The sequence below is a fragment of the Halomonas sp. AOP30-A1-24 genome, assembly GCF_052378165.1.
Taxonomy (GTDB): Bacteria; Pseudomonadota; Gammaproteobacteria; order Pseudomonadales; family Halomonadaceae; genus Vreelandella; species Vreelandella citrativorans.
The window spans coordinates 21,095-47,413 of the sequence record NZ_JBQSXL010000024.1; the positions used below are offsets into that span (position 1 = coordinate 21,095).

Annotated in this window: 23 protein-coding genes; 8 read left to right on the forward strand and 15 right to left on the reverse strand. The window is 52.0% G+C overall.

Features of this window, described 5'->3' with window-relative positions; genetic code table 11:
* Positions 1 to 42 precede the first annotated feature (42 nt).
* Positions 43 to 747 carry a pseudouridine synthase gene (locus tag ACT3TJ_RS13595; RefSeq protein WP_172118777.1) on the reverse strand — a complete coding sequence of 235 codons (705 nt, stop codon included), beginning with the start codon at positions 745 to 747 and terminating at the stop codon, positions 43 to 45.
* Positions 747 to 1,562 carry an amidohydrolase gene (locus ACT3TJ_RS13600; protein WP_172118778.1) on the reverse strand — a complete coding sequence of 272 codons (816 nt, stop codon included), beginning with the start codon at positions 1,560 to 1,562 and terminating at the stop codon, positions 747 to 749. The genes ACT3TJ_RS13595 and ACT3TJ_RS13600 overlap by 1 nt, the downstream gene beginning before the upstream one ends.
* 71 nt (positions 1,563 to 1,633) lie before the next feature.
* Between ACT3TJ_RS13600 and rarD the strand changes: the two genes are divergently transcribed.
* A complete protein-coding gene (gene rarD, locus ACT3TJ_RS13605; RefSeq protein ID WP_172118779.1) occupies positions 1,634 to 2,527 on the forward strand; it encodes an EamA family transporter RarD in 894 nt (297 codons plus the stop codon).
* On the opposite strand, the gene ACT3TJ_RS13610 is transcribed toward rarD, so the two are convergent.
* Positions 2,513 to 4,168, reverse strand: coding sequence for a methyl-accepting chemotaxis protein (locus tag ACT3TJ_RS13610; protein ID WP_441679362.1), 1,656 nt, complete (start codon positions 4,166 to 4,168; stop codon positions 2,513 to 2,515). The two genes, rarD and ACT3TJ_RS13610, sit on opposite strands and share 15 nt — an antisense overlap.
* A gap of 262 nt (positions 4,169 to 4,430) precedes the next feature.
* On the opposite strand from ACT3TJ_RS13610, the gene ACT3TJ_RS13615 reads away from it, so the two are divergent.
* The 5 genes from ACT3TJ_RS13615 to ACT3TJ_RS13635 all read left to right on the forward strand — a co-directional run bounded on the left by ACT3TJ_RS13615 (position 4,431) and on the right by ACT3TJ_RS13635 (position 9,793).
* Positions 4,431 to 6,131: a SulP family inorganic anion transporter gene (locus ACT3TJ_RS13615; protein WP_441679361.1), complete on the forward strand. Its 1,701-nt coding sequence runs from the start codon at positions 4,431 to 4,433 to the stop codon at positions 6,129 to 6,131.
* A 166-nt stretch (positions 6,132 to 6,297) separates the two neighbouring features.
* Positions 6,298 to 7,404, forward strand: coding sequence for an MlaE family ABC transporter permease (locus ACT3TJ_RS13620; protein WP_193054601.1), 1,107 nt, complete (start codon positions 6,298 to 6,300; stop codon positions 7,402 to 7,404).
* A complete protein-coding gene (locus ACT3TJ_RS13625) occupies positions 7,401 to 8,240 on the forward strand; it encodes an ABC transporter ATP-binding protein (protein WP_193057197.1) in 840 nt (279 codons plus the stop codon). Before ACT3TJ_RS13620 ends, ACT3TJ_RS13625 begins: the two co-directional genes overlap by 4 nt.
* Before the next feature lie 3 nt (positions 8,241 to 8,243).
* A complete protein-coding gene (locus ACT3TJ_RS13630) occupies positions 8,244 to 9,185 on the forward strand; it encodes an MlaD family protein (RefSeq protein WP_193057198.1) in 942 nt (313 codons plus the stop codon).
* A complete protein-coding gene (locus ACT3TJ_RS13635) occupies positions 9,182 to 9,793 on the forward strand; it encodes an ABC-type transport auxiliary lipoprotein family protein (protein ID WP_193054603.1) in 612 nt (203 codons plus the stop codon). Before ACT3TJ_RS13630 ends, ACT3TJ_RS13635 begins: the two co-directional genes overlap by 4 nt.
* A 49-nt stretch (positions 9,794 to 9,842) precedes the next feature.
* Here ACT3TJ_RS13635 and ACT3TJ_RS13640 read toward each other — a convergent pair whose 3' ends face one another.
* The 10 genes from ACT3TJ_RS13640 to ACT3TJ_RS13685 form a co-directional block, all read right to left on the reverse strand.
* Positions 9,843 to 11,690: a protein kinase domain-containing protein gene (locus ACT3TJ_RS13640; RefSeq protein WP_441679360.1), complete on the reverse strand. Its 1,848-nt coding sequence runs from the start codon at positions 11,688 to 11,690 to the stop codon at positions 9,843 to 9,845.
* A 20-nt stretch (positions 11,691 to 11,710) separates the two neighbouring features.
* Positions 11,711 to 12,979 (reverse strand): 2-oxo acid dehydrogenase subunit E2, encoded by a 1,269-nt coding sequence (locus ACT3TJ_RS13645; protein WP_441679359.1) that lies wholly within the window; start codon positions 12,977 to 12,979, stop codon positions 11,711 to 11,713.
* Between the two features lie 18 nt (positions 12,980 to 12,997).
* Entirely contained in the window at positions 12,998 to 13,975 is a 978-nt protein-coding gene (locus ACT3TJ_RS13650; RefSeq protein WP_087111445.1) for an alpha-ketoacid dehydrogenase subunit beta, read from the reverse strand.
* A 1-nt stretch (position 13,976) separates the two neighbouring features.
* Positions 13,977 to 15,179, reverse strand: a complete 1,203-nt coding sequence (locus ACT3TJ_RS13655) for a thiamine pyrophosphate-dependent dehydrogenase E1 component subunit alpha (RefSeq protein WP_444622357.1) — start codon at positions 15,177 to 15,179, stop codon at positions 13,977 to 13,979.
* A 349-nt stretch (positions 15,180 to 15,528) separates the two neighbouring features.
* Entirely contained in the window at positions 15,529 to 16,287 is a 759-nt protein-coding gene (locus ACT3TJ_RS13660; RefSeq protein WP_441679372.1) for an ABC transporter permease, read from the reverse strand.
* Positions 16,288 to 16,300: 13 nt separating this feature from the next.
* The gene (locus ACT3TJ_RS13665) at positions 16,301 to 17,266 is read right to left on the reverse strand and encodes an ABC transporter ATP-binding protein (RefSeq protein ID WP_441679358.1); all 966 of its coding nucleotides are present in this window, start codon (positions 17,264 to 17,266) and stop codon (positions 16,301 to 16,303) included.
* A complete protein-coding gene (locus ACT3TJ_RS13670) occupies positions 17,263 to 18,459 on the reverse strand; it encodes an ABC transporter permease (RefSeq protein WP_441679357.1) in 1,197 nt (398 codons plus the stop codon). Before ACT3TJ_RS13670 ends, ACT3TJ_RS13665 begins: the two co-directional genes overlap by 4 nt.
* Positions 18,460 to 18,462: 3 nt before the next feature.
* Positions 18,463 to 19,374 (reverse strand): glycine betaine ABC transporter substrate-binding protein OsmF, encoded by a 912-nt coding sequence (osmF, locus tag ACT3TJ_RS13675; protein ID WP_193054606.1) that lies wholly within the window; start codon positions 19,372 to 19,374, stop codon positions 18,463 to 18,465.
* Positions 19,375 to 19,486: 112 nt separating this feature from the next.
* Complete coding sequence (gene cysS / locus ACT3TJ_RS13680; protein ID WP_441679356.1) at positions 19,487 to 20,881, reverse strand: cysteine--tRNA ligase; 1,395 nt, start codon at positions 20,879 to 20,881, stop codon at positions 19,487 to 19,489.
* Positions 20,882 to 20,891: 10 nt separating this feature from the next.
* The gene (locus tag ACT3TJ_RS13685) at positions 20,892 to 22,571 is read right to left on the reverse strand and encodes a glutamine--tRNA ligase/YqeY domain fusion protein (protein WP_441679355.1); all 1,680 of its coding nucleotides are present in this window, start codon (positions 22,569 to 22,571) and stop codon (positions 20,892 to 20,894) included.
* A gap of 155 nt (positions 22,572 to 22,726) precedes the next feature.
* Here ACT3TJ_RS13685 and ACT3TJ_RS13690 point away from each other — a divergent pair, with 155 nt between their 5' ends.
* Both ACT3TJ_RS13690 and ACT3TJ_RS13695 read left to right on the forward strand, forming a co-directional pair.
* Positions 22,727 to 23,227 (forward strand): peptidylprolyl isomerase, encoded by a 501-nt coding sequence (locus tag ACT3TJ_RS13690; RefSeq protein WP_087111461.1) that lies wholly within the window; start codon positions 22,727 to 22,729, stop codon positions 23,225 to 23,227.
* Positions 23,228 to 23,242: 15 nt separating this feature from the next.
* A complete protein-coding gene (locus tag ACT3TJ_RS13695) occupies positions 23,243 to 24,013 on the forward strand; it encodes a UDP-2,3-diacylglucosamine diphosphatase (RefSeq protein ID WP_193054609.1) in 771 nt (256 codons plus the stop codon).
* A 67-nt stretch (positions 24,014 to 24,080) separates the two neighbouring features.
* Here ACT3TJ_RS13695 and ACT3TJ_RS13700 read toward each other — a convergent pair whose 3' ends face one another.
* Together ACT3TJ_RS13700 and ACT3TJ_RS13705 are read right to left on the reverse strand one after the other, a co-directional pair.
* On the reverse strand, positions 24,081 to 25,898 hold the full coding sequence (locus tag ACT3TJ_RS13700) for a SurA N-terminal domain-containing protein (RefSeq protein WP_441679354.1): 1,818 nt from the start codon (positions 25,896 to 25,898) through the stop codon (positions 24,081 to 24,083).
* Between the two features lie 147 nt (positions 25,899 to 26,045).
* A complete protein-coding gene (locus ACT3TJ_RS13705) occupies positions 26,046 to 26,318 on the reverse strand; it encodes an HU family DNA-binding protein (RefSeq protein ID WP_087111465.1) in 273 nt (90 codons plus the stop codon).
* Between the last annotated feature and the right edge of the window lies 1 nt (position 26,319).

Sequence of the window (26,319 nt, forward strand, 5' to 3'; positions counted from 1 at the left end):
TTGACCTACTGCCGTTTGGCCAAGTGCGCTTAGCGGCTGAATTTAGAAGCTGTCGATTTCTTCCTGCGTTAACTCGCGCCACTCCCCGGGGCGCAAATCATCCGTTAATACAACATCACCGATAGATTGACGGTGCAGCGCATTAACATGGTTGCCCAGCGCGGCAAACATACGCTTAACCTGGTGATAGCGCCCTTCGGTCAGGGTAAGCTCCGCTTGTAGAGGCGTTATAAACCGGAGTAACGCAGGCTGCGTTGGTGTCTCTTCATCATCCAGCAGAATGCCCTGGGCTACCTGATTGATTGCCCACTCCGCATCGTTGCCTTCCATAGGCTCAGCCAAGTCGGCGATATAGACCTTGGCGCAACGATGACGCGGTGAGGTAACACGATGAGACCACTGGCCATCATCAGTCATCAGTAAAAGGCCAGTGGTATCAACATCCAGCCGCCCTACTGGTTGAAGACGCTCTACTTTGGGCAAATCAATCAAATCAATTACCCGTGGATACAGCCCGCGCCTGGCAGTGCACTCAACATCCGTTGGCTTGTGCATGATTACATAGCGAAGCCCGACCAGCGAAAGCGTTTCGCCGTTGAATTTCACCTCATCCTGCTCGGTATCAATCTGGGTGGCCGACTGCTTAATAGGCTCACCATTAAGCGTTACTTCGCCATTTTTAAGCGCTCGTTTTGCCAAACTACGCGTTAGCGGTGTGGTTTCACTTAAAAATCGATCAAGGCGCATTATTGGCCCACTCCTGGCAGTAACGAAAAATGGTCGGCATCTTGCCAGGCAGGAAATTTTTCACGAAAAGCATTTAACTCCGTTTTATCAAGCGTCCCCGTTTCAATAAACGGCGTATTTTCAGAGTGGTCGATGAGCGGTTCGCCCTTGAAATCGACCAGCATGGAGTCGCCGCTGTAAGCAAGGCCCTTGGCATCTTCACCAACGCGGTTAACCCCCACGACATACGCAAGGTTTTCCACCGCCCGAGCCTGGAGCAGCGTTCGCCAAGGCTGCCGACGCGGTGCTGGCCAGTTGGCAACACACAGTAGCGCATCATACTCGAAGTGCTCTTGCGCTGCTGGCTGTTGACGCAACCAAACAGGAAAACGCAGGTCGTAGCAAACGCTTAACAGTAGCTTAAACCCCTTGAGCTCGACTATTTCACGCTGGCTGCCCATACCATAGCGTTCATGCTCGCCCGCCATACGAAACAAGTGGCGTTTATCGTAATGGCGGATATCACCCTCGGGCGTGGCCCATATCATACGGTTGTAATACTGGCCGTCATCAACGATGGCCACACTCCCGGTTATGACACAGTTACGCGCTTTAGCTTGCGCTTGCAGCCAGGCGACGCTTTGACTTTGCGCCATGGGCTGGGCCATTTCGCGCGAGTTCATGGTAAAACCCGTTGCAAACATCTCGGGTAATACGATGAGATCGGTGTCACGGCTGTCCAGATCGCCCAGCAAACGGACTAAATGATCATGGTTGGCCTGTGGGTCTTCCCAGCGCAAATCGCACTGTACCAGGCTCGTTCTTAGCTGACTCATGTCACGTCTCCTTTGCCAGTATGTTTTCGCAATTATGTGGTAGATTAGCATTTTTAAATAATGAGGCTGCTATGCATTCCCCTCCAGCGCGTGATCCACAGGCCATCAAAGGCGTCACATTTGGGTTAGCAGCCTATATAATGTGGGGGTGTTTCCCGCTTTTTTTCGCGCTGTTTGACGGTATTCCAGCGTTTGAAATTCTTATCCACCGCATAGTGTGGTCGTGTGTTTTTCTTGTGGTACTCATCACGATGTTAAGCCGTTGGTCCCCCGTGATAACGGCGTTGAGCCAGCCTCGCCGTTTAGGCCGTGTACTGATTTGCGCTGTGTTAATCGGCTTCAATTGGGGGCTTTATATTTACGCGGTGGAAAGCAATCAGGTATTGCAAGCAAGCCTTGGCTATTTTTTAACACCACTCGTTAACGTGGCACTGGGCGTGCTGGTGCTGCGTGAAGTGATGGCACGTCTTCAGTTAGTGGCGTTAGGCCTTGCAGGCTTGGCCATTGCCATCCAATTTGCACTGCTGGGTGAATTGCCCTGGATCAGCCTGATGCTAGCACTCAGCTTTGGTAGCTACGGGCTTTTTCGAAAGCAGGTGCCGCTAGACGGTTTATCGGGACTGTTTGTAGAAACCCTCCTGCTGTTCCCGCTGGCTCTGCTCGCCCTGACATGGCTTAGCTGGCAGGGTAATTCACACTTCATGATTGATGTACCAACGAGTGTTTTACTGGCGGTAAGCGGCGTAATAACCGCTTTACCGCTGATGGCTTTCGCGGGTGCGGCTCGACGCTTACGGCTCTCGACGTTGGGCTTTTTGATGTACATCAACCCTACAATTCAGTTTTTGATCGCCTTAACCATTTTTGGTGAACCGCTGGGTACCATACAGCTCGCCACTTTTATTATGATCTGGTTTGGGCTTGCGCTCTATTCCTGGTCATCCTGGCAATCACGCCCGCACTAGACCGCTATCCGCTAACGCTTCTTGCCCTGAATGCGATAATGTCAGGGCAGAGCTCGCCTCTTCTACCCCCTCTGGCTGATAGCCTACCCGGAAACCACCCCAGTGTTTGCCATGGATAAAAATCGGTACCGATAGGTCATGCATGATCTCGCCCGTATCGCGTTTATAGGTTTGAAGCAATAATGGGTGTTGATGAGCACCACACCGACTTCCCGTCGCGTCATCAAAAATACGCTTGCTGCGGCAGTACTTTAAATCATGCTCCATATCGCCCGTGGGCTGTCGGCTAACCGCCTCATTGTGAGTAGGCACATAGCCATCACGATTACAGGCAATCGCATAGTTCAAGCTATATTCCGTCAGCAGAGGCTCTTGCACGCTTGGTAAATATTGATCGGTAAAGTTGTCGAACCCTGTGCGATAGAGCGTTGGCCGAGTGTCCGGAAGTGCCTGATAATCTGGCTGAAAAAGGGCTGATTCTACGAGTTCTCCGCGGGAAATGGCCTTTTCCAATAGCTTGCCAATGCGGTCAGCCGTTTGGCGAGCCGCTTTAAACACCTGTTGATGCCGTCCCTGAAGGCGCTGCTGAGCCAGCTCACCATCCACCCCTTCAGCCGCTTCCATTAACGAACGCGCCTGCGCAGCCAAATCATGCATATTGTGATTACCTTCATCTACGTCTCTCTCTAATTGACGTAGACTCTCGGCAACGGTCTGACTATGGGTTTTGGTGCTCTCCATGGCGGTGGCGACGCTTGTGGTCTCATGCTGAACCTGATCAAACTCTTGGGTAATGGTGGCCAGACGCTTGCCTACCTGTTGCAGCCCTTCGGAGCGCTCTCGAATACGCACCATTATCGCGCCCATCGTAGAGACAACTCCCTGGCCGCTTTGATGCATATCCTTAACCAGCGTTTCTACGTTCTGCGTCGCGGTTGAGGTCTTAAGCGCCAAGCTCCGTACCTCTTCGGCCACCACGGCAAACCCACTGCCATGCTCACCCGCCCGGGCCGCTTCAATCGACGCATTAAGTGATAACAAATGGGTTTGCTCGGCAATGCCTTCAATCATTTCGGTGACATTGCGCACCCTCTCTATTTTGTCATTAAGCGCAGTCAACATTTCTAACGCCTGATCTGAGCGCTCGGCCACATGGCTCATATCGCTGACAATATCCGTCAGCTCGTCATGATTCTGATGGCTGGCATCGCGCGCCTTTTCTGCCAATGTGGCCACGTGAGTCGCGCTCGTACTTACTTGCAAAATAGCGGTATTGATTTCGTTCATGCTTGAGGATGCTTCATGCGCCATCGCCTCCTGCCTGATAAGACGTTGGTCCATAAGATCGGCATAGTGAGAGACCTCTGCCGAAGCAATGGCCGTTTTGCTTGCCCGTTTCATTAAGCGATACGCCATCGCACGAAGCGACGCGTAATCCTTGAGCGGTTTTGGCCCACGAACAGGCTGGGCAAGACGCTGCTGGTCGGCCATAAAAACACTGAGCAGCGCATTAGCAACCAGCCCCGCCCCCGCTAACGCGGCGCAAATAAGTGCCAGGTATTTAAAGGTACCCGCTTGGGCAACCAACCAAACCGATAATCCGAGCAATATCAATGGTGTCAGCACACGAAGTAGACGCATAGTGGGACTCTTTTGTAATTAAGGTTATCGAGCTGCGTTTGTCGGCGTTTTTGTGGACAGCGGTAAGCAAAACGCCAAGAGGCGCCCAATTTTCTTAACGAGCTTAACGGGTTATGCTGATGAAATAAGTAACACTTTGGGGGAAGAGAGGTGGCTTATTTAAGAAGCCGAGCCGTAATTACTGGCATAACGCGTTAATATAAGGATTAATAAAAGAACCAACGGTTCTTAAAAACCATTGATGCCTGATGGCCCGGAGCCCATGTTTAAGCGTTATTTACCTATTCTCACTTGGCTGCCGCACTATCATAGACGCCTGCTGGGTGCTGATGTGCTTGCTGGGATCATTGTGACCATCATGGTCATTCCGCAATCGCTTGCTTATGCATTACTAGCTGGACTGCCAGCCGTTGTCGGATTATATGCCAGTATCCTGCCGCAGCTTCTATACACCCTAATGGGGACAAGCCGTACGCTCGCCGTGGGCCCCGTTGCCATTATCGCGCTGATGACTGGCGCAGCGCTCGCTTCCGTAGCGCAGCCAGGCACTGATGCCTACTTACAGGCAGCCTTGGTACTTTCATTACTTTCTGGCGCTATATTAGTCGCGATGGGCGCGCTACGGATGGGCTTTTTAAGTAATTTTTTAAGTCATCCGGTCATTTCTGGCTTTTTAACCGCCTCCGGAATACTCATTGCAGCAAGCCAGTTAGGGAGTCTCTTAGGCGTCTCCAGTAGCGGCTTCACGCTAACTGAGCGTGTGATGACGCTACTCCCCAACCTGCCTCAATTTAACCCCTACACATTTGCGATTGGCGCAGGCACGTTGGTATTTCTTATTGCCATGCGTCGCTATGGGAAGCAAACGCTTAGCGCACTGGGCCTTCCTGCCGCGCTTGCTGACTTAATCACCAAGGCGGGGCCTGTTTTTGCCGTCGTTACAACTACGTTTATTACCTGGCATTGGCAACTCACAGAGGCAGGCGTTAAGGTCGTAGGCGCTATTCCAAGCGGCTTGCCAGCGCTTAGCTTTCCGTGGGAGGACGCCTCTTTATGGCGAGCATTGTTAATTCCGGCGCTGCTGATTAGCCTGGTAGGTTTTGTCGAGTCCGTGTCCATGGGCCAAATGCTGGCGGCAAAACGGCGCCAGCGCATCTCACCGAACCAGGAACTGATCGGCTTGGGAGCCGCCAATCTGGCAGCGGGTGTTACCAGCGGAATGCCGGTAACGGGGGGGCTTTCAAGGACGGTGATCAACTATGACGCCGGAGCCCAAACCCCAGCGGCCGGGGCGTTTGCGGCTCTGGGCATTGCACTTATCACCTTATCATTTACCGACTGGCTTTATTACCTGCCGATTGCCACCCTGGCCGCCACCATTACGGTGGCTATTTTAACGCTGGTAGATATTTCCATGCTGCGTCAAACCTGGTGTTATTCGCGCAGCGATTTTGCCGCAATGGCCGTGACCATTTTATTGACGCTGGTCGAGGGAGTTGAAGCCGGTATTATGAGCGGTGTTGCATTATCGATAGCGCTATTTCTTTACCGTACCAGTCGCCCACACAGTGCACTGGTTGGCCGGGTACCGGATACCGAACATTTTCGTAATACCCACCGCCATAATGTAGAAACCATTAGCCATGTGGCACTGCTACGTATCGATGAAAGCCTCTACTTTGCCAATGCTCGCTACCTGGAAGATACTGTTTATAATCTGGTGGCCAGTCATCCTGAACTTGAGCATGTGGTACTGATTTGTTCAGCGGTTAACCTAATTGATGCCTCTGCGCTGGAAAGCCTTGATGCCATCAATGCGCGACTCAAAGATTCCAACGTCAAACTTCATTTATCGGAAGTGAAAGGTCCTGTCATGGACAAGCTTAAAAAGAGCGCCTTTCTGGACGCTCTAACAGGTCGGGTTTTTTTGAGCACTTATGCAGCTTGGCGAGAGTTTTCGTAGATAAGATGGATAACATGCGTATAACTGGCTACTCTAAACGGCGATTAATCAGCTACAGTATAATTACGAAGGAGTAAGTAATACGTTGTTTTGAGAGGGCTTCTCTAGATGGTTCGATTAAAGTAATGTGAATATTTTAGCGAGCCAACGGCGTTTAGGAGCAAAAATGCCAAGTGAGTGGATTATAAAGCGGGACGAAAAATTAGTATTACAGGGCGAATGGACGCTTTCTAATTACAAGCAGCTAAAAAATGCGGCTCAAAACTATTCCCAACCAAACGATATATCCCTTACCGGTATTGAGCGACTGGATACCGCAGGAGCCGCTGTCATTGTTGGCATGATCGGTATTGAAAAGTCTCGCGCAATAAGCGATTGGGCAGGCGAGCTCCCTCTGGAACAACAAGCGCTTTTAAAGCGTATCGCTGAAGCGATGGATGCCCCAATCGAAGCAGTGCAGCATAGTTCCAACCGTCTCACGGATGCGCTGGCAAGTATCGGGGAGCACATGGCGGGGTTATGGTCGCAGCAACGCCAGTTGCTGGCCTTCATCGGGCTCGTCATCGCAACACTGGTACAGGTCGCTTTTAAACCAAAACGTTGGCGAATAACGGCCACCGTCGCCCAAATACAGCAAAGCGGCCTTAATGCCGTTCCCATTGTTGCTTTGTTAACCTTCATGGTGGGTGCGGTCGTTGCGTTTCTGGGCGCCACTGTTCTCGAACAATTTGGCGCGACTGTTTACACCATTGACCTGGTGGCATTTTCATTTCTACGTGAATTTGGCGTTTTGTTGGCAGCAATTTTATTGGCAGGCCGAACTGCCAGTGCATTTACGGCTCAGTTGGGGTCGATGAAATCCAATGAAGAAATTGACGCACTACAGACGCAGGGGCTAGACCCTATTGAGTTATTAGTGCTGCCCCGGATCATAGCGCTTCTCGTTAGTCTGCCTCTACTTACCTTTATAGGAATGATGTGTGGCTTAATGGGAGGCGCGCTTGTCGCTGTGCTCTCTTTGGATATATCAACGGGGCAATTTCTTTACATACTGCAAAAAGATGTTGCGTTGAATAATTTCCTGGTAGGGATGAGCAAGGCCCCCATATTCGCCTTTGTTATTGCCGTCATTGGCTGTCTGGAAGGCTTCAAGGTTAGTGGTAGTGCACAATCAGTAGGTTCTCATACCACATCCAGTGTCGTGCAATGCATTTTCATGGTTATTTTGATTGATGCACTTGCCGCTCTGTTCTTTATGGAGATGGGCTGGTGAGCGAATCTACTGACTCCTCAAACCAATCACCCAGCCACTCGTCTGGACGACCGGTGATTGAAGTTCGCGGCCTAGAAAACCGCTTTGGTAACCACATCGTTCATGAATCGCTGGACCTTGATCTACTCGACGGTGAGATTCTCGGAATCGTGGGCGGATCAGGTACGGGGAAATCTGTTCTTTTGCGCAGTATCGTGGGGTTAAAACGCCCCAATGCAGGCAAAATTAATGTGTTGGGTAATGATCTTAACCAGCTAAGCAGCAAGGAGCGCAGCCAAGTTGAGCGACGCTTTGGCGTGCTTTTTCAACAAGGCGCCCTGTTTAGCTCGCTTAGCTTACAAGAGAATGTGGCGCTACCCATTATTGAGCATGCCAAATTACCACGAGAAGATGCGGAATATCTGGCGCGGGTAAAACTCTCGCTGGTGGGGCTTGAGCCCGAAGCTGCATTGCAGTATCCAGAGTCGCTCTCTGGGGGCATGATTAAGCGTGCCGCCTTGGCTCGCGCACTAGCGTTAGACCCTGACATTCTGTTTCTTGATGAACCTACTGCAGGCTTGGACCCTATTGGCGCCGCTGCGTTTGACCAATTGCTGGTCACGTTGCGTAATGCGCTCGGCTTTAGCGTTTTCCTGGTAACACACGACTTGGATACACTTTATGCCGCTTGCGATAGAGTGGCCGTACTTTCTCAGAAACGTGTTTTAGTAACGGATACCATTCAAAATGTTGCCCGGACGGATGATGAATGGGTCCAGAACTACTTTAACGGGCCTCGTGGCAGAGCCGCCAACAAGACCGCCCACTCAAATGATCGTCAGCTAAGGAGTGAGTAGCACATGGAAACACGCGCTCATCACGTTCTAATTGGTTTATTTACAGTAATAACGGCGGCAGCGGCTCTGCTATTTACGCTCTGGATCAGCCATGCAGCGGGTCAGCGCGACTATCAAACGTACCGTGTCTTGTTTGAACGCAGCGTTAGCGGGCTGACAGTAGGAAGTGCAGTGCAATATAACGGCATCAGAGTAGGCGATGTAACAACGCTGAATCTCAACCCTGCAGATCCTCGTCAGGTTATTGCCAAAATTCGTGTCGAAAAAGATACCCCCGTCAAAGAAGATACCCACGCGCAGCTAGCGTTTGCGAGTATTACTGGCAGCATGTCGATACAGCTCTACGGTGGAACACCGGATAGTCCTGCATTAATTGACCATGCGGGTGATGAAATACCTGTTATTCATGCAGACCCCTCCCCGCTCTCCACTTTTTTAGAAGAGGGTAAAGAAGTGGTTGATAACATTAACTCAATTTTGGCCAATGTGAATAACCTCTTCGATGATAGTAATCGTCAGAATGCAAGTAACGTACTGACGAATATAGAACAAATTACCGAAATGATAGCGTCACAGCGTGAAGCATTTGAAGAAAACTTAGCCCTATTAGGCACTGCATCACGCCAAGCGACCACCACGATGGCCAGTATTAATGTACTGAGCGAGCAAGTTACCCAGCTGCTCGAACAAGATGGACAAAACGTTATGCAAAATGCTGCCAATGCCAGCCAGGATATCGCCCGCGCAGCGCAGCGGATGGAGCAGCTAATAGAGCAAAATGCTGGCGCAGTTGATAGTACGTTGCAAGGCACTCGCGATATTGGTCCTGCGCTTTCTTCATTGCGTTCAACGCTTAACTCATTGGATCGTATCGCCCGTGAGCTGGATGAAAATCCAATTGAATTCTTGTTGGGCCGGGACCAGATAAAGGAATTTAGCCCATGAACTTACGCCCTGTTTTTGCCGTACTCACTGTATCCGTACTCTTGTTGAGCGCTGGGTGCTCCATCGTCCCTAAAAACGACCCGGCGACGCTTTATCGCCTACCCTCCACTAACGTGCCTGACATAAACATGCCCTCCAATGCGGCGACTGAAACATTGGGCATTGCTACGCCAGAAGCCGGATATCTGCTGAGCGGTAATCGCATAGTGGTCTATCCGGAAAAAAATATCGTTAATGTGTATGAAGGCGCTCGCTGGTATGAAGATACCCCCGCTCTCGTTCAATCACGGTTAATAGAAGGTTTGCAGCAAAGTCAGCTCTTTGGCAATGTCGGGACCGATCAACTGCCCTCTCAGCTGCAGCTACTTAGCTCACTGCGTAGTTTTCAAAGTGAGTATGAAAATGGGCGCCCTAATGCCGTTATTCAGCTCGATGTCCAGCTTGTAAACACCCATGACCGAATGCCTATTGCTTACCGCACGTTTACCACGACCAGCCAGGCAACCGATGTTGATATATCTTCAGTGGTCGACGCCTTTGGCCGCGCAAGCGACACACTGGTTGAACAGCTGATCACATGGCTGCAAGCCAACAGGTCTTCTTTTTAGACCACTGTCTGACGCCACTTTATGCCTGCTGATGTCTATCCGTAAGAGATCAGCAGGCTTTTATGTTTTTAACGTGTTCTCGTGGATTTTGTGGGTAGTAGCGCTCGGGCTGCCGCTCCAGATGGGTAAAAAAGCGGGTGTCTTTATAGGGCATCTTCATAAAACCAGAAACGCCCAACCCCTGGATCTGGTTAACCGCGCTTAAAATATGGGTAAGCAATGTTTGAAACTCGCGCTCCCTTGCGGGGTCAAGCAGTCGGTAATAACTGTGTATTTTAAGATGCTGAGGGAGCGCCTCGAAAATAATCATTCCGGTATGATGAATATCGTTAAGTTGCTGCAGGATCGTCATAATCTCGGCGGGCAATATCAACAGCTCTTCCGGATCGGGCCCATCTTCAAAATAACTATGCTGGCGGCTCCGATCCTCCAGCTCTGGCACCGCGCTCATTTCGTAGTTAATCGCCATATCAGGCTGGCAGTAAAACGGCTCACGCTCCGTTTCCCGCTCTATATGCAGCGTTTGGCGCGCATTAAATAAGCAGCTTTTGAAAACACCTTGGCGATGAATGGCACGCGCCAAGTGAACCGTATTATTAACAGCTTCAATAAAGGCGGGCTTCACGTCAGGGTCATGCAAGTTGAGGGAAGAATCAATATATACCCCTTCGCGCTCCCAACGTACGGCCAGCCCTCCTACTACCGGATATTTACCCAGCCGACTTACCGAGGCTAAAAACGCTTTTTCTGTCTCCCCCATCCCCTGCATAAACTGCTTATAGTAACGGTCCAGCTGTACATCGTTAACCTCGTTGAGCGTTTCCTCAACGCTGGCTTCTCGCAGAAACGCCTTGCGAGAGCTATACACCACGGTATCAATTTCCTGCTGCACAGGGCGAACCCATACGGGCACAAGAGGCGCCTCGGGGCTGGGGGGAAAATCAAGCATTACCACGTTTGCCATGCGCGTCATTGTGTCGATAAAGTAACTGCCGGCGGTAAGGCGAACCTGCGGGTCGGGGTCCAGCATACCATCCAATGTACGGGCAAATTCCATAGGCAACCCCAGGGAGCTTGCGGGAATAGCGCGATGGCCAAACCGGCACGACTGTGCTGATGCCAGCGCATACAACGTGCCCGCCACGCCCTGTTCATCAAAACGTGGCGAAGAGAGCGCACCGTTTAGCTGCTCTTCACCAATAAAATAGACGTCACCCAAACGTGCATTGGTTTGCTGCAGGTTATCGGACATCAGCTCCATCACATTCGCCCCAACGAACTGTAGTTGAGCATCCAATTGAGCAAAAACAGACGATCCCCAATCAATCAGTGCAATAGACTCCGTGTCAGGGTCGAAGACCAGGTTGGAGGGTTTGATATCGCCATGTACCACTGGCCGGCCATGGGGCCCAGCGTCGCGGCGAAGCGCGATTAAAATATCAACAAGTTGACGCGCTATACGCATAATCAAGCGTGGTGACAAACGTCCTCTTTTGAGGGATATCTGCTCCAGATTCCAACCGGGTGCGCGCTCCATGACTAAAATCGACTGACCTCTTGCGCGCTGGTAGGTGATTAACTTGGGAATGCGAGCATGGGACACTTGATCCAGCATAAACGCCTCTTCTTCGAGACGTTCCTGTAAGTGTGTAGGCAGCGTAATGCGAGAAAATTTAAACACGTAGTGCGCCAGCGTATCGCCACTGGGCACGCTGCCAGAAAACACAAAACCGTAGGCGCCTTTGCCAATCAGCTCAATTCCTTGATACCCAAGCTGACTAAGCTGGGCCTGGCAGAGCGCTACCCAGTCTTTAAGCTTTTGCGCATCATTATGGCTCAGCAGATAGACCGACTGCTCTTCAGGTATATAAAATTGCTGTAGCGGCGCCTGCGGCATCTTGTGTCCTAAGCGTGCGTTTATCCCAAATAAAGCAGCATGGTTTCAGGCGCTTCCAAAAAGCCTTTCCATGTATTACAAAAGCGCGCAATGGTGCCGCCATCAATGAACCGATGATCTCCTGCCCAGGTAATTGTCATAATGGCGCGGCGCTGAACGGCGCCTTGCTCATCAAAACGCGGCAGCCACTGCGTTTTGCCTATCGCAACAATAGCCGCTTCAGGGGCATTAATAATAGGCGTAGCATAAGTCCCCCCTAGGGCACCGATATTGGAAATACTGATCGTCCCTCCCTTTAGGTCAGCCTGGTCGACACGGCCTTCACGTGCAGCAACGGTCAAGCGGCCCACTTCACGAGCGATACCAAGCAACGTCAAACGCTCAACGCCTTTAACATTGGGCACTAATAATCCGGTTTTGCTATCTACCGCCATACCAATATTGCACTGAGGATAGTAGTGAAGCTCGTCACCGGCTTCATTGAGTTGCGCATTAAGTATCGGCGTTTCGGCCAAGGCGAGTGCTAACGCCTTCATAAAAAAGGGCATCAGCGTAAGGCGCTGCCCTTGAGCATCTGCCTGAGGCTTCAGCCGCTCGCGTAGCGCCAATAGCTCAGTAACATCAAGCTCTTCGCCATAGTGAAAATGCGGAATAGTCGTTGCAGAGGCAACCATGCGTTTTGCCATCACGGCACGCACGCCGCGTAAGGGCTCTATACGTGGCGCGTCCTGCTCTGGGTTGTGCGCCTCGTTGATAGTAGGCGCTGGCTTGGCTATCGATGGCTCTACCTCGTTGTGGTGAATATGCGCCAGCACGTCTTCCTTAAGCACTCGACCCTCTTTGCCACTACCAGCCACCTCGGTAATTGTTAACCCATGCTCTCGTACTAGCCGCCTTACCGCGGGGCTCGCGGGCACTTTGCCATAAGCTCCCTGTGCAGTTGGGTTACTGGGCGGCGTAGCGACGGGTAACTCAACAGCGTCATCCGGCAGCTTGCTTATTGACGATGCATGATGCGAAACAGAAGAGCGGCCTCCTTCTCCTTCGTTCTCATCCAAGCCCTGGTAGGCGTAGAGTGGAGCATGCACTTTGGCAATTTGCCCTTGTGGCACATAAAGCCGTGTTACCACACCCGCTTCAGGGGCAGTGATTTCCACCAGCGCTTTGTCGGTCATTACCTCAACGATGGGCTGGTCTTCCTCGATATGATCACCTTCCGCAACCCGCCACTCCACGACTTCACACTCAACGATGCCTTCGCCAATATCTGGCAATTTAAAATCGCTCATTGCTCTTCTCCTTGGGCGCTAGAAATTAACGCTTTCACGAATCGCTTCAAAAATCTTCAAATGATCGGGAAAATACTCTTTTTCCAGTACCAAGGGGAAAGGAGTATCCAGCCCGGTCACCCGCTTTATCGGCGATTCGAGATAGAGAAAACAACGCTCTTGAATGGTCGCTGCTATTTCGCCGGCAAAACCTCCGGTTAGCGGTGCTTCATGGCTGACGACGAGCCGACCTGTTTTTAGTACAGACTCAGCAACGGTATCGGCATCCCAGGGAAGCAGGGAGCGCAGGTCGATCACTTCGCAGGCAATGCCTTGCGCTTCAGCAAGCTCTACTGCTTTTTCAATTACCTCCATCTGAGCGCCCCATCCTACCAGGGTAATATCGCTACCCTCTTTGATGATGTCTGCTTCACCTATCTGCAACTGATAATCCTCTTCCGGCACCTCGCCCACTGAAGCACGGTAAAGACGCTTGGGTTCTAAAAAAAGCACCGGATCTGGATCGCGGATGGAAGCCAGCAACAGGCCTTTTGCCTGGTAGGGATTACGCGGCACCACCACTTTTATCCCAGGCGTATGGGTAAAGTAGGCTTCCGGAGACTGAGAGTGATAAAGCCCACCGGATATCCCCCCACCGTACGGGGTACGGATCGTTAGTCCGCCGACGTTAAACAAGTCGCCTGAACGATAACGATACTTGGCCGTTTCGTTAACAATCTGGTCAAACGCGGGAAAGATATAGTCGGCAAACTGGATTTCGGCGACAGGCACCGAACCCTGTGCTGCCAAACCGTTGGCAAAGCCAATAATGCCTTGCTCTACCAGGGGCGTATTAAAACACCGCGCTTTACCGTATTTTTCCTGTAGATGGCTGGTGGCGCGAAACACACCACCGAAAATGCCGACGTCCTCGCCAAAGCAAATGACCTTTTCATCCTCCGCCATGGCAATATCCAGCGCATTGTTAATGGCCTGCAACATATTCATCGTGGGCATGTTACGCCTCCCCTTTAGAGTCAGTGGGCGTCTGCACGGTCAAGTCTAACGACCGAGCGCCTTGGGGGTATGCCTCAGGGTAGCGACGAATATGGCTTTTAAGTTGGTCGAATTGACGTTGAAGCGCTGGGGTTACATCGGCATAAACATCACTTACCAGGCTATCCAATGAGGGTGGAGGCCGCTTTTCAGCACGCTTCATGGTTTCAAGCACATCACGGCGCAGTGATTCCTGCTGCTGGGCTTCCTCCTCTTCGCTCCACCAACCTTTTTTCAACATCCATTTTTGCATTCGCAGCACGGGGTCCTTGAGGCGCCATGTCTCTTCTTCGCTTTTTAAGCGATAGCCAGAAGGATCATCAGAGGATGAGTGGGCGGCAAGGCGATACGTCATCGCCTCAATCAGCACCGGGTGATTATGCTCAACCGCCAGCTTGCGCGCTTGCCGAGTGGCTTCGTATACGGCAAGTACATCGTTGCCATCTACACGAATAGCATGCATGTGATAACCAAACGCGCGCGGTGCAATGCCATCCGCGGCAAACTGCTCAACGGCGGGAGTGGAAATGGCATAACCATTATTACGGCAGAAAAAGATGACAGGCACTTTATGGACAGAGGCCATATTAAGCGCCGCATGAAAGTCGCCCTCTGACGCTGCGCCTTCGCCAAAAAAGGTCAACGTACATTGCCCATCGCCTGCGAGTTTTTGACCATAGGCATAGCCGGTTGCCTGGGGGATTTGGGTCGCCAAGGGTGACGAAATCGTCATGTAGTGAAGTTTACGTGAACCGTAGTGAACCGGCATTTGGCGGCCCTTGCCATAATCCAGCTCATTGCCGAATAGCTGGTTCATAAACTCATCAATAGAAAAACCGCGATACATCAGCGCACCCTGCTCACGGTATTGCGCCATGATCATATCCGCATCGTCCAGGGCGGCGGTGGCGCCCACCACCGCCGCTTCTTCTCCTACGCACTGCATGTAGAAGCTAAGCCGCCCCTGGCGCTGTGCGGCCATCATACGTTCGTCAAGAATACGAGTGGATAGCATGGCCTGGTAGAGCCTGCGTGCGTGTTCACGCTCTAGCGCAGGCGCTTCGGCACCGCTATAAAGTTCGCCTTCAGGGTCGAGCAAGCTGAAGGTGGAGATGGAAAGCTCATCGCCCGTCAGAAACGTCGGCTGGTGTACGTAGCGAATCATCATTATTGTCCTTGTTATGCCTCTTTTGAAGGCAGTATTGTCGGAGATGACTGTTTATGCCAGTGGATTTATCTGGTTTCAGTCAACGCAACGACTACGACAGTAACGCAGCACAAGGACTTTAGGCATACCACTTAAGACGAAGAGACCAACGACGACAAGATAATCTGGAACGGTTCAAGGAGATGGCGGTTTAGGCTCTGTCTGAAAAGTGTCTGCGCTCGACAATACGGCGTTAAAAATTGGCTCAAAATACTCATTTACACATGTAAACTCCGTTTTTTCGCCAATTTTTGCCTTGTCTTGTCTTGGCTCGTCGACTTTTCAGACAGACCCTAGAAGCAAGGCGTTAGGAAGAAGAGAGTCGTAAGCGCAGCCTGGTTTGAAGTGCATCAAATACGCTATCAACCGTAAGCGCCAAAAGCGCAATCACCAAGGCCCCCTGAAGGACGTAAGCCATATTGTTATTAATAATGCCGGCAATGATCGGGTCCCCCAGGTTACTGGCGCCCACCGTGGCACCGAGTGCAGCGGTCGCAATATTGATAGTCACCGAGGTACGAATACCCGCCAATATGACGGGCGCAGCCAAAGGCAGCTCTACCTGGTAAAGCACCTGGAGGGGTGTTAGCCCCACTGCACGGGCTGCGGTTTTAATATCCTTATCAACATCCTGAAGCCCTGCCAGGGTATTGCGTACAATCGGCAGCAGGCCATAAAGCATCAACGCTACAATAATGGGCAAGGTGCCAAAACCCAGTACCGGCACGGCCAATGCCAATACCGCCACGGGGGGAAACGTTTGTCCAAGTGATGCAAGTTGCGACACTAACGGCAAAAAATCCTGCCCTTTTCGACGCGTTACCGCAATCCCTGCGCCAACACCCAGGCTTATGGTAACAACCGCGGCAACTCCAACGACCAGTACATGGCGCTCAAGCAACACATAAAAAGGTGTACGTTGATAGATAACCTGCCGAACATCCGGCTCTATCCATTGAAAGATACCTTGGGCGTGCGGTATTCCCACGATACAGATAGCCAACAGCGTGCCCCATAAGAATGGCCACAACCAGGCCGTCTTTGCAGTGGCTTGGGTCGAACGCATCACACGCTTCACATCAGGCTTCACGCATGCTTCCTTTTTCCAACTGGGCCTCTTTTACTATCTTGCGCAGAGAAAGCTCGCCAATTGGAACATCCTCCTGATCGACTACAGCAAGACGATCCGTATGGTCGCGCAGCATCATGGAAAGCGCTTGGCGCAACGAAAAGTCAGCGGGTATACGAAATTGCGAGGGTAACGTTGGCCCCATCGAAGACATGTGGTCCTTGACTCGCGTTAAGGCCGCTTGCTTTAAACCACGCTCAAGCCCACCCAAAAGCGATTCAACAAAAGGGTCCTTGGGGTGCTGTAATAGTGAAAGCGGTGTCCCCTGCTGCACGATATGGCCATCGCGCATAACGACAAGATGATTAGCCAACTTAAGCGCTTCATCCATATCATGTGTGACAAACACAACGGTTTTATGTAACCGCGCCTGAAGGCCTGCCAGCTCATCCTGCAATTTGACGCGCGTGATAGGGTCCAGTGCGCCAAAAGGCTCATCCATTAATAAAATATCCGGATCAGCCGCCAGGGCGCGAGCAACACCTACGCGCTGAGCCTGCCCACCAGAAAGCTGATGCGGATACTTATGTCCGAACTCAGCAACGGGCAAGCCAAGCAAGCCCATTAGCTCCTCAACCCGTGCCTGAATATCTTTCGCAGGCCATTTCAGTAGGCGTGGTACCAGCCCAATATTGCGAGCAACCGTCCAGTGAGGGAATAGCCCCGTGCTTTGAATCACATATCCAATCCGTCGGCGCAGCTTGACCGGGTCATACGCTTCAATGGCCTGGCCATCCAGGGTAATTTCACCATCACTTTTTTCGATTAAGCGATTGATCATACGCAACGTGGTCGACTTGCCACAGCCAGAGGTACCTACCAGCGCACAAAACTGGCCTTTTTCCACCTTTAGATTAATAGCATCAACTGCCGTTTCAGCACCGAAACGCTTTGAGACGTGTGAAAGTTCGATCATTGGACGCCTCCTGGGCGCAGTGCTTCTGCCAAGGCACCCAGGCCCGCATCCACTAACAAAGCTAATATCAAAATGGGCAGTGCACCCAGCAGCACCATGTCCATGGCGGCCTGGCCTAGCCCCTGAAAGATGAAGGTACCTAAGCCCCCTGCGCCAATCAAAGCCGCTACTGCCGTAAGCCCAATGGCTTGAACCGTCGTAATACGTACACCCTCCAACAGCACAGGCAGCGCCAAGGGTAGGCGAACCTGCCAAAACCGCTGAATACGGTGCATGCCCATGGCGCTTGCGGCTTCCAGAGTATCCGGGCTGACCTCTTCCAAGGCGGTGTAGGTGTTGCGCACCATGGGCAGCAGGCTATAAGCCACCAGCGCAATAAGCGCGGGCGTATTACCAATTCCACTCACCCCAACCTTAGCCAGGAAAGGCACATTGGCGGCAAGCCACGCCAGCGGCGCCAGCAAAAGGCCAAAGAGTGCCAGGCTAGGGATGGTTTGGAGGAAATTAAGCAGCGCAAAAGCAACCTTTTGCAGCCTGGCAAAGCGACGCATCAACAGGGCAAGCAGCGTGCCCATTACCACACTCACGCTCACAGCGGTGCTCACCAGGAAAATATGCTGCTTGATCGCCTGTATAAATTGATGATCCCGCGCTTTAAATTCCTGAACCAGAGCCAAGTCGCTTAACCAGAGCCACGCGCAAAGCCACCAAATCAGTCCAACGCCTGACAATATGAGAACCGGCCATAAACGTTTTAAACCAAGCCGCAGGCGTAGTTCAACGATACCTAACAATGAGATAAACAAGACAACCCAATAACCGCCCCCGATGCCTAATCGCGCTTGAGGAAGCTCTGGGTCTATTAAAAAGTGGCTGGCGACCATTAATCCAAACGGCATCAGCGTCAGTAGTAATACCACTACGCCCAAGGCCGCCCAATAGTGGGTACGGCTGGGCTGATACGCCAGGCTTCCCAACGCAATGACCAGTAATGAGACAAGCACAGCACCGGGCCAACCGAAGGCGCCCTGAACGTTAACACCCTCTCCTTGCACAATTCGGTTAGGTGCAACGCTGACGGTATCCACCCCCCAAACCGCTGCCAGCATCACCACACTTAAACTGATTAAAACAGCATTAGGGTAACCACCACGCCCCAAGCGAGGCGTGGGCAGCGCATCCAAAAGCGACATTTATTAGTTATCCAAACGGTCGAGATAGTCGTTAGCGACCTGACTTGCCGATAAACCGTTAACGGCTACATCCGCGTTAAGCGCTTGCAGCGTTACCTCGTCCAGGGTTGTAAATACATCATGAAGCAGCGGCTCGATATCCGGATAGGCTTCAAGAATACTTTCTCGTACGACCGGTGCGGGCTGATAGACAGGTTGAACGCCTTTCGAATCTTCCAATACCACCAGGCCCAGGGCACTTAAGCCGCCATCCGTTCCATAGGTCATCGCTGCGTTAACGCCACTGGTTTGTTGAGCCGCGGCACGCATTGTAGCCGCTGTATTACCGCCTGAAAGCACCAGCAGTTGTTCATCCGTTAACTCAAATCCGTACGCCTCTTGAAAAGCGGGTAACGCCTGAGCGGATTCAACGAACTCTGCACTGGCCGCAAATTTGAAATCGCCGCCATCGGCAATATAAGCAGTAAGATCATCCAGTGTTTTCAAATTATGCTCATCTGCAACATCCTGACGAATACTCATGGCCCAGGTATTATTCGCGCTCGCGGGCGTTAGCCATACCAACCCATTTTGCGCATCCAACTCACGTACGGTTTGATGTGCCTGGTCAGCATCTTTCCATACATCGCTATCCGCCATATCGAAAAAGAAAGCACCGTTTCCGGTGTATTCAGGATATAGATCAATTTCTCCAGCAGTTAGCGCGGTACGCACCACATTCGTAGCACCCAGTTGAAGGCGGTCTTGCGTTGGTATGCCGTTGCGCTCTAGCGTCTGAATGATTAACTCACCCAGCACCGCCCCTTCCGTGTCGATTTTGGAGGCAACGACAACGGGCTCATTGGCATTCGCTTGGCTTAATGTTGTCAACGACAGGGCAGCGACAGATAGCAGAGATTTGATAGTAAAGCGCATCTTGGCAATCCTTTAGTAGACGTCTTTTAGTGAGGGGAGGCATTACTAGTATAAGTGGCATTTGAGTGGCTGCCAGACGCCGCTATAGCGACGCCTGGCACACCGGCTCTTGCTAAGGAGATTCAATGACCCACGTAGTTCCTTCACGTGAGTCTTTTAACACGATACCTAGCGCCGCCAACTCATCACGAACGGCATCTGCCTGAGCAAAATCCTTATTCGCTTTCGCTGCCTGACGCTGGGCAATTTTTTCCTGGATAGCCGTTTCGCTAAGCGCTACCCCTTGCGACTGAGAGCCTTTTAAAAACGCAGCGGGCGTTTGCGTGAGAAGCCCCAACACACCAGCGAGCTGTTTTAATTCACCAGCCAGCCCCACGGCCTTTTCAGGTGTATCGCTTTTGGCACGATTAACCTCTCGCGCCAACTCAAATAGTACAGCGAGCGCCTCCGGGGTATTGAAGTCATCGTCCATGACCTGGGTGAAGCGGTCACGATAAGGACTAGCGGCTTCATCCATTTGAGCCGCAGTGTCGACGCCATCCAGCGCGGTATAAAGGCGCGTTAACGATTTACGCGCCTCTACGAGGGAATCAACCGAGTAGTTAATCGCACTCCGGTAATGGCTGGCGACCAACAGGTAACGCACCACTTCCGGATCATGCTCGGCCAATACGTCTCGAATGGTGAAGAAGTTGCCTAGCGACTTCGACATCTTTTCCTGATCCACACGGACAGCGCCCGCATGCATCCAGGTGTTAACGTAGGTTTTCCCCGTCGCGGCTTCTGACTGAGCAATTTCGTTTTCGTGGTGCGGGAAGGTCAAATCGGGCCCGCCACCGTGAATATCAAAGGTATCCCCCAAACAGCAGGTCGACATGGCCGAACACTCGATATGCCAGCCAGGACGGCCATCGCCCCAGGGTGATGACCAGTGCGCCTCACCCGGTTTTGCCGCTTTCCAAAGCACAAAATCAAGCGGATCTTCTTTATGAACATCCACATCAACCCGCGCACCTGAACGCATATCGTCTAGCTGGCGGTTATTGAGCTTGCCGTACGTGGCGAATTTGCGCACTCGGTAGTACACATCGCCATTTCCGGCAGGATAGGCAAAACCTTTTTCGATCAACGTTTCGATCATGCCGACGATATCCCCAACATGCCCCGTTGCACGGGGCTCTTGGCTGGGTGGCAGCACGTTCATCCGCGCTTCGTCTTCATGCATGGCATCAATCATGCGCTCGGTTAGCGCCGTAATGCTTTCACCATTCTCCTCAGCACGCTTAAGGATTTTATCGTCGATATCGGTGATGTTACGCACGTAGGTAACGTCATAGCCACGGTGGCGCAAATAGCGAGTAATGACATCAAATGCGACCATGACGCGGGCGTGGCCAAGGTGACAATAGTCATACACCGTCATGCCGCAGACATACATGCTTACCTTACCCGCGACCAGCGGCGTAAATGGCTCCTTGCGACGCGTCAGCGTATTGTAAATTTGCATATGACGATCCTTAACCTTTCTGTTTGATTTTCGCCCAGCTATCTTTCAACCCTACGGTACGGTTAAACACCAGTTGCCCCGGCTTGGAGAGATGACGGTCAGCACAGAAGTAACCCATGCGTTCAAACTGGAAACGATCTTCCGGCACGGCTTCGGCCAGACTTGGCTCGCCGATTGCTTGGCAGATGACCAATGATTCTGGGTTCAGGTGCTCAAGGAAATCGACATCCTTGTCACGGTCCGGTTGCTCGACCATGAACAGATTGTCATACAGACGCACTTCTATGGGCACACCGTGAGTGGCGCTGACCCAGTGAACCACGCCTTTCACCTTGCGCCCTTCCGGGTTTTTGCCGAGCGTGTCGAAGTCCACCGAACAGTGCAGCTCAACCACTTCACCGGCGTCGTTCTTGATCACCTCGTCACACCGGATGACGTAGCTGTTGCGCAAGCGAACTTCCTTGCCTGGCGCCAAGCGGAAGAACTTCTTGGGTGCATCTTCCATGAAGTCATCCTGGTCAATGTACAGCTCGCGACCAAACGGTACCTTACGCATCGGCATGTCGTCACGCGCGGGGTGTCCCGGCACGTCGTACACTTCCTCGTGGTCTTCTGCCACATTAGTCAGTACGACCTTGAGCGGTTTCAGCACGCACATGGCACGCGGCGCGTTATCTTCAAGGTCCGAGCGAATAGCGTGGGTCAGCATGGCGATATCGACAAGCCCGCCATCAGCACGCGTCACGCCGATCATTTCGCAGAATTTACGAATAGAAGCGGCGGTATAACCACGGCGGCGCATGCCGGAAATCGTCGGCATCCGTGGGTCATCCCAGCCGTCTACGATCTGCTCGTCCACCAACAGCTTCAATTTGCGTTTAGAGGTCAGCGTGTAATCCAGGTTTAAGCGCGCAAACTCAATCTGGCGTGGTTTGGCGGGAACCGGGAGATTATTCAGGAACCACTCATATAGCGGACGGTGGTCTTCAAATTCCAGCGTACAGATTGAGTGAGTGATACCTTCGATCGCATCCGACTGCCCATGAGTGAAGTCGTAGGAAGGATAAATCTTCCATTTATCGCCGGTTTGGTGATGATTCGCATGACGAATGCGATACAAGATGGGATCGCGCAAGTTGATGTTAGGCGATGCCATATCGATTTTGGCACGTAGCACTTTTTCACTTTCACCGAATTCGCCAACACGCATACGCTCGAGTAAATCCAGGTTCTCCTCAACGCTACGTTCGCGGTAAGGGCTTGGCTTGCCAGGAGCGGTTAGCGTACCGCGATACTCACGGATCTCATCGGGCGTGAGATCATCCACGTAGGCTTTGCCTTCGCGAATTAAATGCTGTGCCCAGGCATAAAGCTGGTCAAAGTAGTCAGAAGCAAAGCGAACCGGGCCCGCCCAGCTAAAACCTAACCAACTGACGTCTTCTTTGATGGCATCAATATAAGCCTGCTCTTCTTTCGCCGGGTTGGTGTCGTCAAAACGCAGATGACACTCACCACCCATTTGCTCCGCCAATCCGAAATTTAAGCAGATCGACTTTGCGTGGCCGATGTGCAGAAAACCGTTCGGCTCTGGGGGAAAACGCGTCACGATTTTTGTGACCTGGCCGCCCTCGATCTCGTCGCGTACTTGGTTGCGAATGAAGTTCGGCGCTGGGGTGGTCTCGTTGGTCATGGTGGTGTTGAAAACCTCGTGGTGGATGGCGTGCCAGGCAACCTCTGCCTACGCTATTAGGTTAGCGCTTCGCGGTGCCAAGCAAAACCGCTATTATAGCGTGACGCCGATGCACAGCGCCAAGGCGAACGTCTTCATTGAACAGGAATTTATTCATGATCGTATTACAGACAAACCACGGTGACATCACTATCGCGCTTAATCATGAAAAAGCGCCGGTAACAGCGGCTAACTTCGAGCAGTATGTTCGTGATGGATTTTACGATGGCACACTGTTTCACCGCGTCATTGACGGGTTTATGGTGCAAGGCGGTGGCTTTGATCAGGATTTCAACCAGAAGCCGACACGTGATTCGATCGAGAATGAAGCGGATAATGGCTTAAAGAACACCATCGGCACGCTTGCCATGGCTCGAACGCAAGACCCCCATTCGGCGACTGGCCAGTTTTTTATTAATGTTGGCGACAACGGCTTTTTGGATCACAGCGGAAAAAGCCTTCAAGGTTGGGGTTACGCTGTTTTTGGTGAAGTAGTTGATGGTATGGACGTGGTCAACGCCATTAAGGGTGTGAGCACAACACGCCGTGGCATGCATGCGGATGTGCCTGCGGAAGATGTGATCATTGAGCGTGCTTATGTAAAAGAAGCAGAATAACTCTTCGGGAGCATCATGCGCACACTGCTTGTAGCTGACATGCACTTAAGCAGCGACACCCCTGAGATCAATCAGGGGTTTTATCGCTATCTGGAACAAACGGCCCAGGGCGCAAGCGCCCTTTATATTTTGGGTGATCTTTTTGATGCGTGGATGGGTGATGACTTACTCGACACTCAGCATCCCCTTAGCGCCGTGGCGCTTGAAGTCATCCAACGCTTACGCAAGCTGAGCGATGACGGCACGGCTATTTATCTGTCTCATGGCAACCGTGACTTTCTGCTGGGCGAACGGTTTGTTAATGCCTGCCAGGCAACACTGCTCTCCGATGTGCAGGAAGTGGAGTTGGAGGGCGTGCCGCTTGTACTGTTGCATGGCGACAGCCTGTGCACCCAGGATGAAGCCTATATGGCGTTCAGGCAGCAGTCGCGCAATCCTGAATGGCAAGCACAGATTCTAGCGCTGCCTCTTGAGCAGCGCCTGGAGCTTGCCAAAAGCCTACGCATGCAATCAGGCGATGCCAACGCAAACAAGGCAGAAGCGATTATGGACGTGACCCATGCTGAAGTCGTACAACTGATGGAGCGTTATGGCGTTGCCACCATGATCCATGGCCATACACACCGCCCTAAGGTTCATGATCTTACGGTGGAAGACGTACCTGCTAAACGCTTTGTACTGGGTGACTGGGATGACCAGCACGGCTGGGACGTGATTATCGAGGAGTCTGACCGCCCTGAACCCAGGCTGCGTCAATTCTCCTTGGCCACGCCGCCCGCGGCGTAACTGCCTTCAGCAAACACAAAAAAGCCGATCAATCGATGATCGGCTTTTTTATTCATACCTGACAACGTTAGCGCTTGATATCCGCATCCTGATACAGGGTGTCAATCAAGCCCTGGATCACCGCTTGGGCTCTTAACTGCTCAGCCATTTGCGCGACAAAACCCGCTATTTGATCATTATCTTCGCCTGCCGATACGTCATCCAACGCGATAACCGCAACATCTTGCGACAGCGTAACAGCCCGGTACTGGCTTTCACCTTCATCCGGATTCGGCATACGGAAGACTTCCGACACCAATCCTTGAGGTAAAGAACTATTCTGCTGACGATTAACGTTAGTGGCTTCAAGCCAATTGACGTCGAGCGTCTCACCCGCATTAAGCGAAGCTGTCATTGCTTGAGCCTGCTCAAGCATGGCTTGTTGACGCTGTTGGGCGGCAACGGACTGCTCTACCTCATCGCGAACGTCATCCAGGCTTATCAGCGTCGCTTCACGGTGTTCGGCCACACGCAAGACCAAGCGTCGATCATCGTCGAGCTCAATCACTTCACTGTTATAGCCATCCGTCAGCACCTCTTCGCTGAAGGCTTCATCCAGCACGCCCGGCTCCGAAAGAACGCCTTCGCCTTCACCACGCGCGAGCCAATCGGTTTGCGTCAACGTTAAACCAATATCATCAGCGACGCTTTGCAAATCGTCCGCAGCAAAGCTCTGGTCAATCAGTTGCTGGACGTTAGCGTTAAACGTATCGTTAACTTCTCCTAACGCCACGTTTTGACGCAGAGTGTCGCGCTGCTCTTCAAACGAGGGGGCATCAACATCGGTCACTCGCAGAATGTGGAAGGCACCATCAACTTCAACGACCTGCGACGTTTCGCCTTCAGCAAGAGAGAATGCAGCCTCATCAAATGCATTGCCGAAAATACCGCGCGAAATCGTACCTAGATCGCCTCCTTCCTCGGCACTTGCTGTGTCATCAGAGTAGCGGAGTACCGTATCAGCAAAGGATTCGCCATCTTCCAGGTCATCATAAGCAGTGTCAGCAATGCTGCGTGCTTCTTCACGGGAACGTTCATCACCAAAGGTCACCATGATATGTGAAATGCGTCGATCCGCATTTTGATTCTGTTCACGCCACGCCTGGCGAAGCGTCTCTTCATCAATTTCACTTTCAGCGGCCATGGCTTGGCGATCAATCAGCACATACTCAACGCGTACCTGCTCAGGCCGCTCGAAACGCTCCTGATGGGCATCATAGTAAGCCTGTACCTGCTCGTCGGTGACATTGATATCAACATCTACGTCGTCGTTGTTCATCAGCACATAACGAAAACTGCGCTGCTGATTTTGTAACTCGGCCAAACGAGCCTGTTCGCTGGGCAGGCTAAAATCGCTGAATGCCAAGCCTTGCTGCAAATGCTGACGCTTAATGTCGACGCGCAAGTCCTGACGAAACGAGACAGGTGAATAGCCTGCACCCGCTAGCCGGTTACGGAAAATGTCGGCCGAGAAATGACCATTTTGATCATGAAACTCGGGGAGGCCTACAATAATTTGGTCTAACTGTGCATCGGAGACGTAGAACCCGCCGTCATCAGCGTACTGAGTAAGCAGTTGCTGGGTGATCAACTGGTCCAGCATATCATTGCGCAACGCACGCTCTTGTTCCGGCGGAACCTGGCCTGACCGAAGCGCTCGCTGCACCTCCAGCTCAACCTGCTGACGCATGATGGGCCGGCCATTGACACTTGCGACTTCATTGGGATCGCTGCCAAACACACTAAACAGTGATTCCACCCCAAACAGCGCCATGGCAGCCACCATGAGACCGATAATAATTTTGGCGCCCCAGCTTCTGGAGCCATTTCGAATACTTTGCAGCATGCTAGCCTCAGATAAACACAGCCATATAAATAAACCTTCACGTTGCCCGAAATCGTTTTCGGATAACCCCTTAAATACCAGGCCAAAAAATAACATGGGCGCATCGCGGATGCGATGCGCCCATTAGATTACATAAACACAGAACAATTAATTAACGGCGTCTTTCAGCGCCTTGCCTGCTTTGAAGCCAGGTACTTTCGCCGCTTTAATTTCGATAGGCTGGCCCGTCTGCGGGTTACGGCCAGTACGTGCAGCACGCTCTTTAATAGCGAAGGTACCAAAACCTACCAGTGAAACGCTTTCACCTTTTTTGAGGCTATCGGTGACAGACTCCACCATGGCATCCAATGCGCGGGTTGCCGCTGCCTTAGGAATATCGGCAGACGCGGCAATGGCTTCAATCAGCTCAGACTTATTCACA

What these genes read in the sequence shown, in the direction of transcription:
- ACT3TJ_RS13640 (WP_441679360.1), bottom strand. Translation starts at nt 11,690, where the DNA reads ATGCCGCAGGCGCCGCTACAGCAATTTTATATACCTGAAGAGCAGTCG.
- ACT3TJ_RS13600 (WP_172118778.1), bottom strand. Translation starts at nt 1,562, where the DNA reads ATGAGTCAGCTAAGAACGAGCCTGGTACAGTGCGATTTGCGCTGGGAA.
- ACT3TJ_RS13665 (WP_441679358.1), bottom strand. Translation starts at nt 17,266, where the DNA reads ATGATCGAACTTTCACACGTCTCAAAGCGTTTCGGTGCTGAAACGGCA.
- ACT3TJ_RS13595 (WP_172118777.1), bottom strand. Translation starts at nt 747, where the DNA reads ATGCGCCTTGATCGATTTTTAAGTGAAACCACACCGCTAACGCGTAGT.
- ACT3TJ_RS13635 (WP_193054603.1), top strand. Translation starts at nt 9,182, where the DNA reads ATGAACTTACGCCCTGTTTTTGCCGTACTCACTGTATCCGTACTCTTG.
- ACT3TJ_RS13610 (WP_441679362.1), bottom strand. Translation starts at nt 4,168, where the DNA reads ATGCGTCTACTTCGTGTGCTGACACCATTGATATTGCTCGGATTATCG.
- ACT3TJ_RS13630 (WP_193057198.1), top strand. Translation starts at nt 8,244, where the DNA reads ATGGAAACACGCGCTCATCACGTTCTAATTGGTTTATTTACAGTAATA.
- ACT3TJ_RS13660 (WP_441679372.1), bottom strand. Translation starts at nt 16,287, where the DNA reads ATGCGTTCGACCCAAGCCACTGCAAAGACGGCCTGGTTGTGGCCATTC.
- osmF (WP_193054606.1), bottom strand. Translation starts at nt 19,374, where the DNA reads ATGCGCTTTACTATCAAATCTCTGCTATCTGTCGCTGCCCTGTCGTTG.
- ACT3TJ_RS13700 (WP_441679354.1), bottom strand. Translation starts at nt 25,898, where the DNA reads ATGCTGCAAAGTATTCGAAATGGCTCCAGAAGCTGGGGCGCCAAAATT.
- cysS (WP_441679356.1), bottom strand. Translation starts at nt 20,881, where the DNA reads ATGCAAATTTACAATACGCTGACGCGTCGCAAGGAGCCATTTACGCCG.
- ACT3TJ_RS13690 (WP_087111461.1), top strand. Translation starts at nt 22,727, where the DNA reads ATGATCGTATTACAGACAAACCACGGTGACATCACTATCGCGCTTAAT.
- ACT3TJ_RS13620 (WP_193054601.1), top strand. Translation starts at nt 6,298, where the DNA reads ATGCCAAGTGAGTGGATTATAAAGCGGGACGAAAAATTAGTATTACAG.
- ACT3TJ_RS13685 (WP_441679355.1), bottom strand. Translation starts at nt 22,571, where the DNA reads ATGACCAACGAGACCACCCCAGCGCCGAACTTCATTCGCAACCAAGTA.
- ACT3TJ_RS13650 (WP_087111445.1), bottom strand. Translation starts at nt 13,975, where the DNA reads ATGCCCACGATGAATATGTTGCAGGCCATTAACAATGCGCTGGATATT.
- ACT3TJ_RS13645 (WP_441679359.1), bottom strand. Translation starts at nt 12,979, where the DNA reads ATGAGCGATTTTAAATTGCCAGATATTGGCGAAGGCATCGTTGAGTGT.
- ACT3TJ_RS13670 (WP_441679357.1), bottom strand. Translation starts at nt 18,459, where the DNA reads ATGTCGCTTTTGGATGCGCTGCCCACGCCTCGCTTGGGGCGTGGTGGT.
- ACT3TJ_RS13615 (WP_441679361.1), top strand. Translation starts at nt 4,431, where the DNA reads ATGTTTAAGCGTTATTTACCTATTCTCACTTGGCTGCCGCACTATCAT.
- rarD (WP_172118779.1), top strand. Translation starts at nt 1,634, where the DNA reads ATGCATTCCCCTCCAGCGCGTGATCCACAGGCCATCAAAGGCGTCACA.
- ACT3TJ_RS13695 (WP_193054609.1), top strand. Translation starts at nt 23,243, where the DNA reads ATGCGCACACTGCTTGTAGCTGACATGCACTTAAGCAGCGACACCCCT.
- ACT3TJ_RS13655 (WP_444622357.1), bottom strand. Translation starts at nt 15,179, where the DNA reads ATGATTCGCTACGTACACCAGCCGACGTTTCTGACGGGCGATGAGCTT.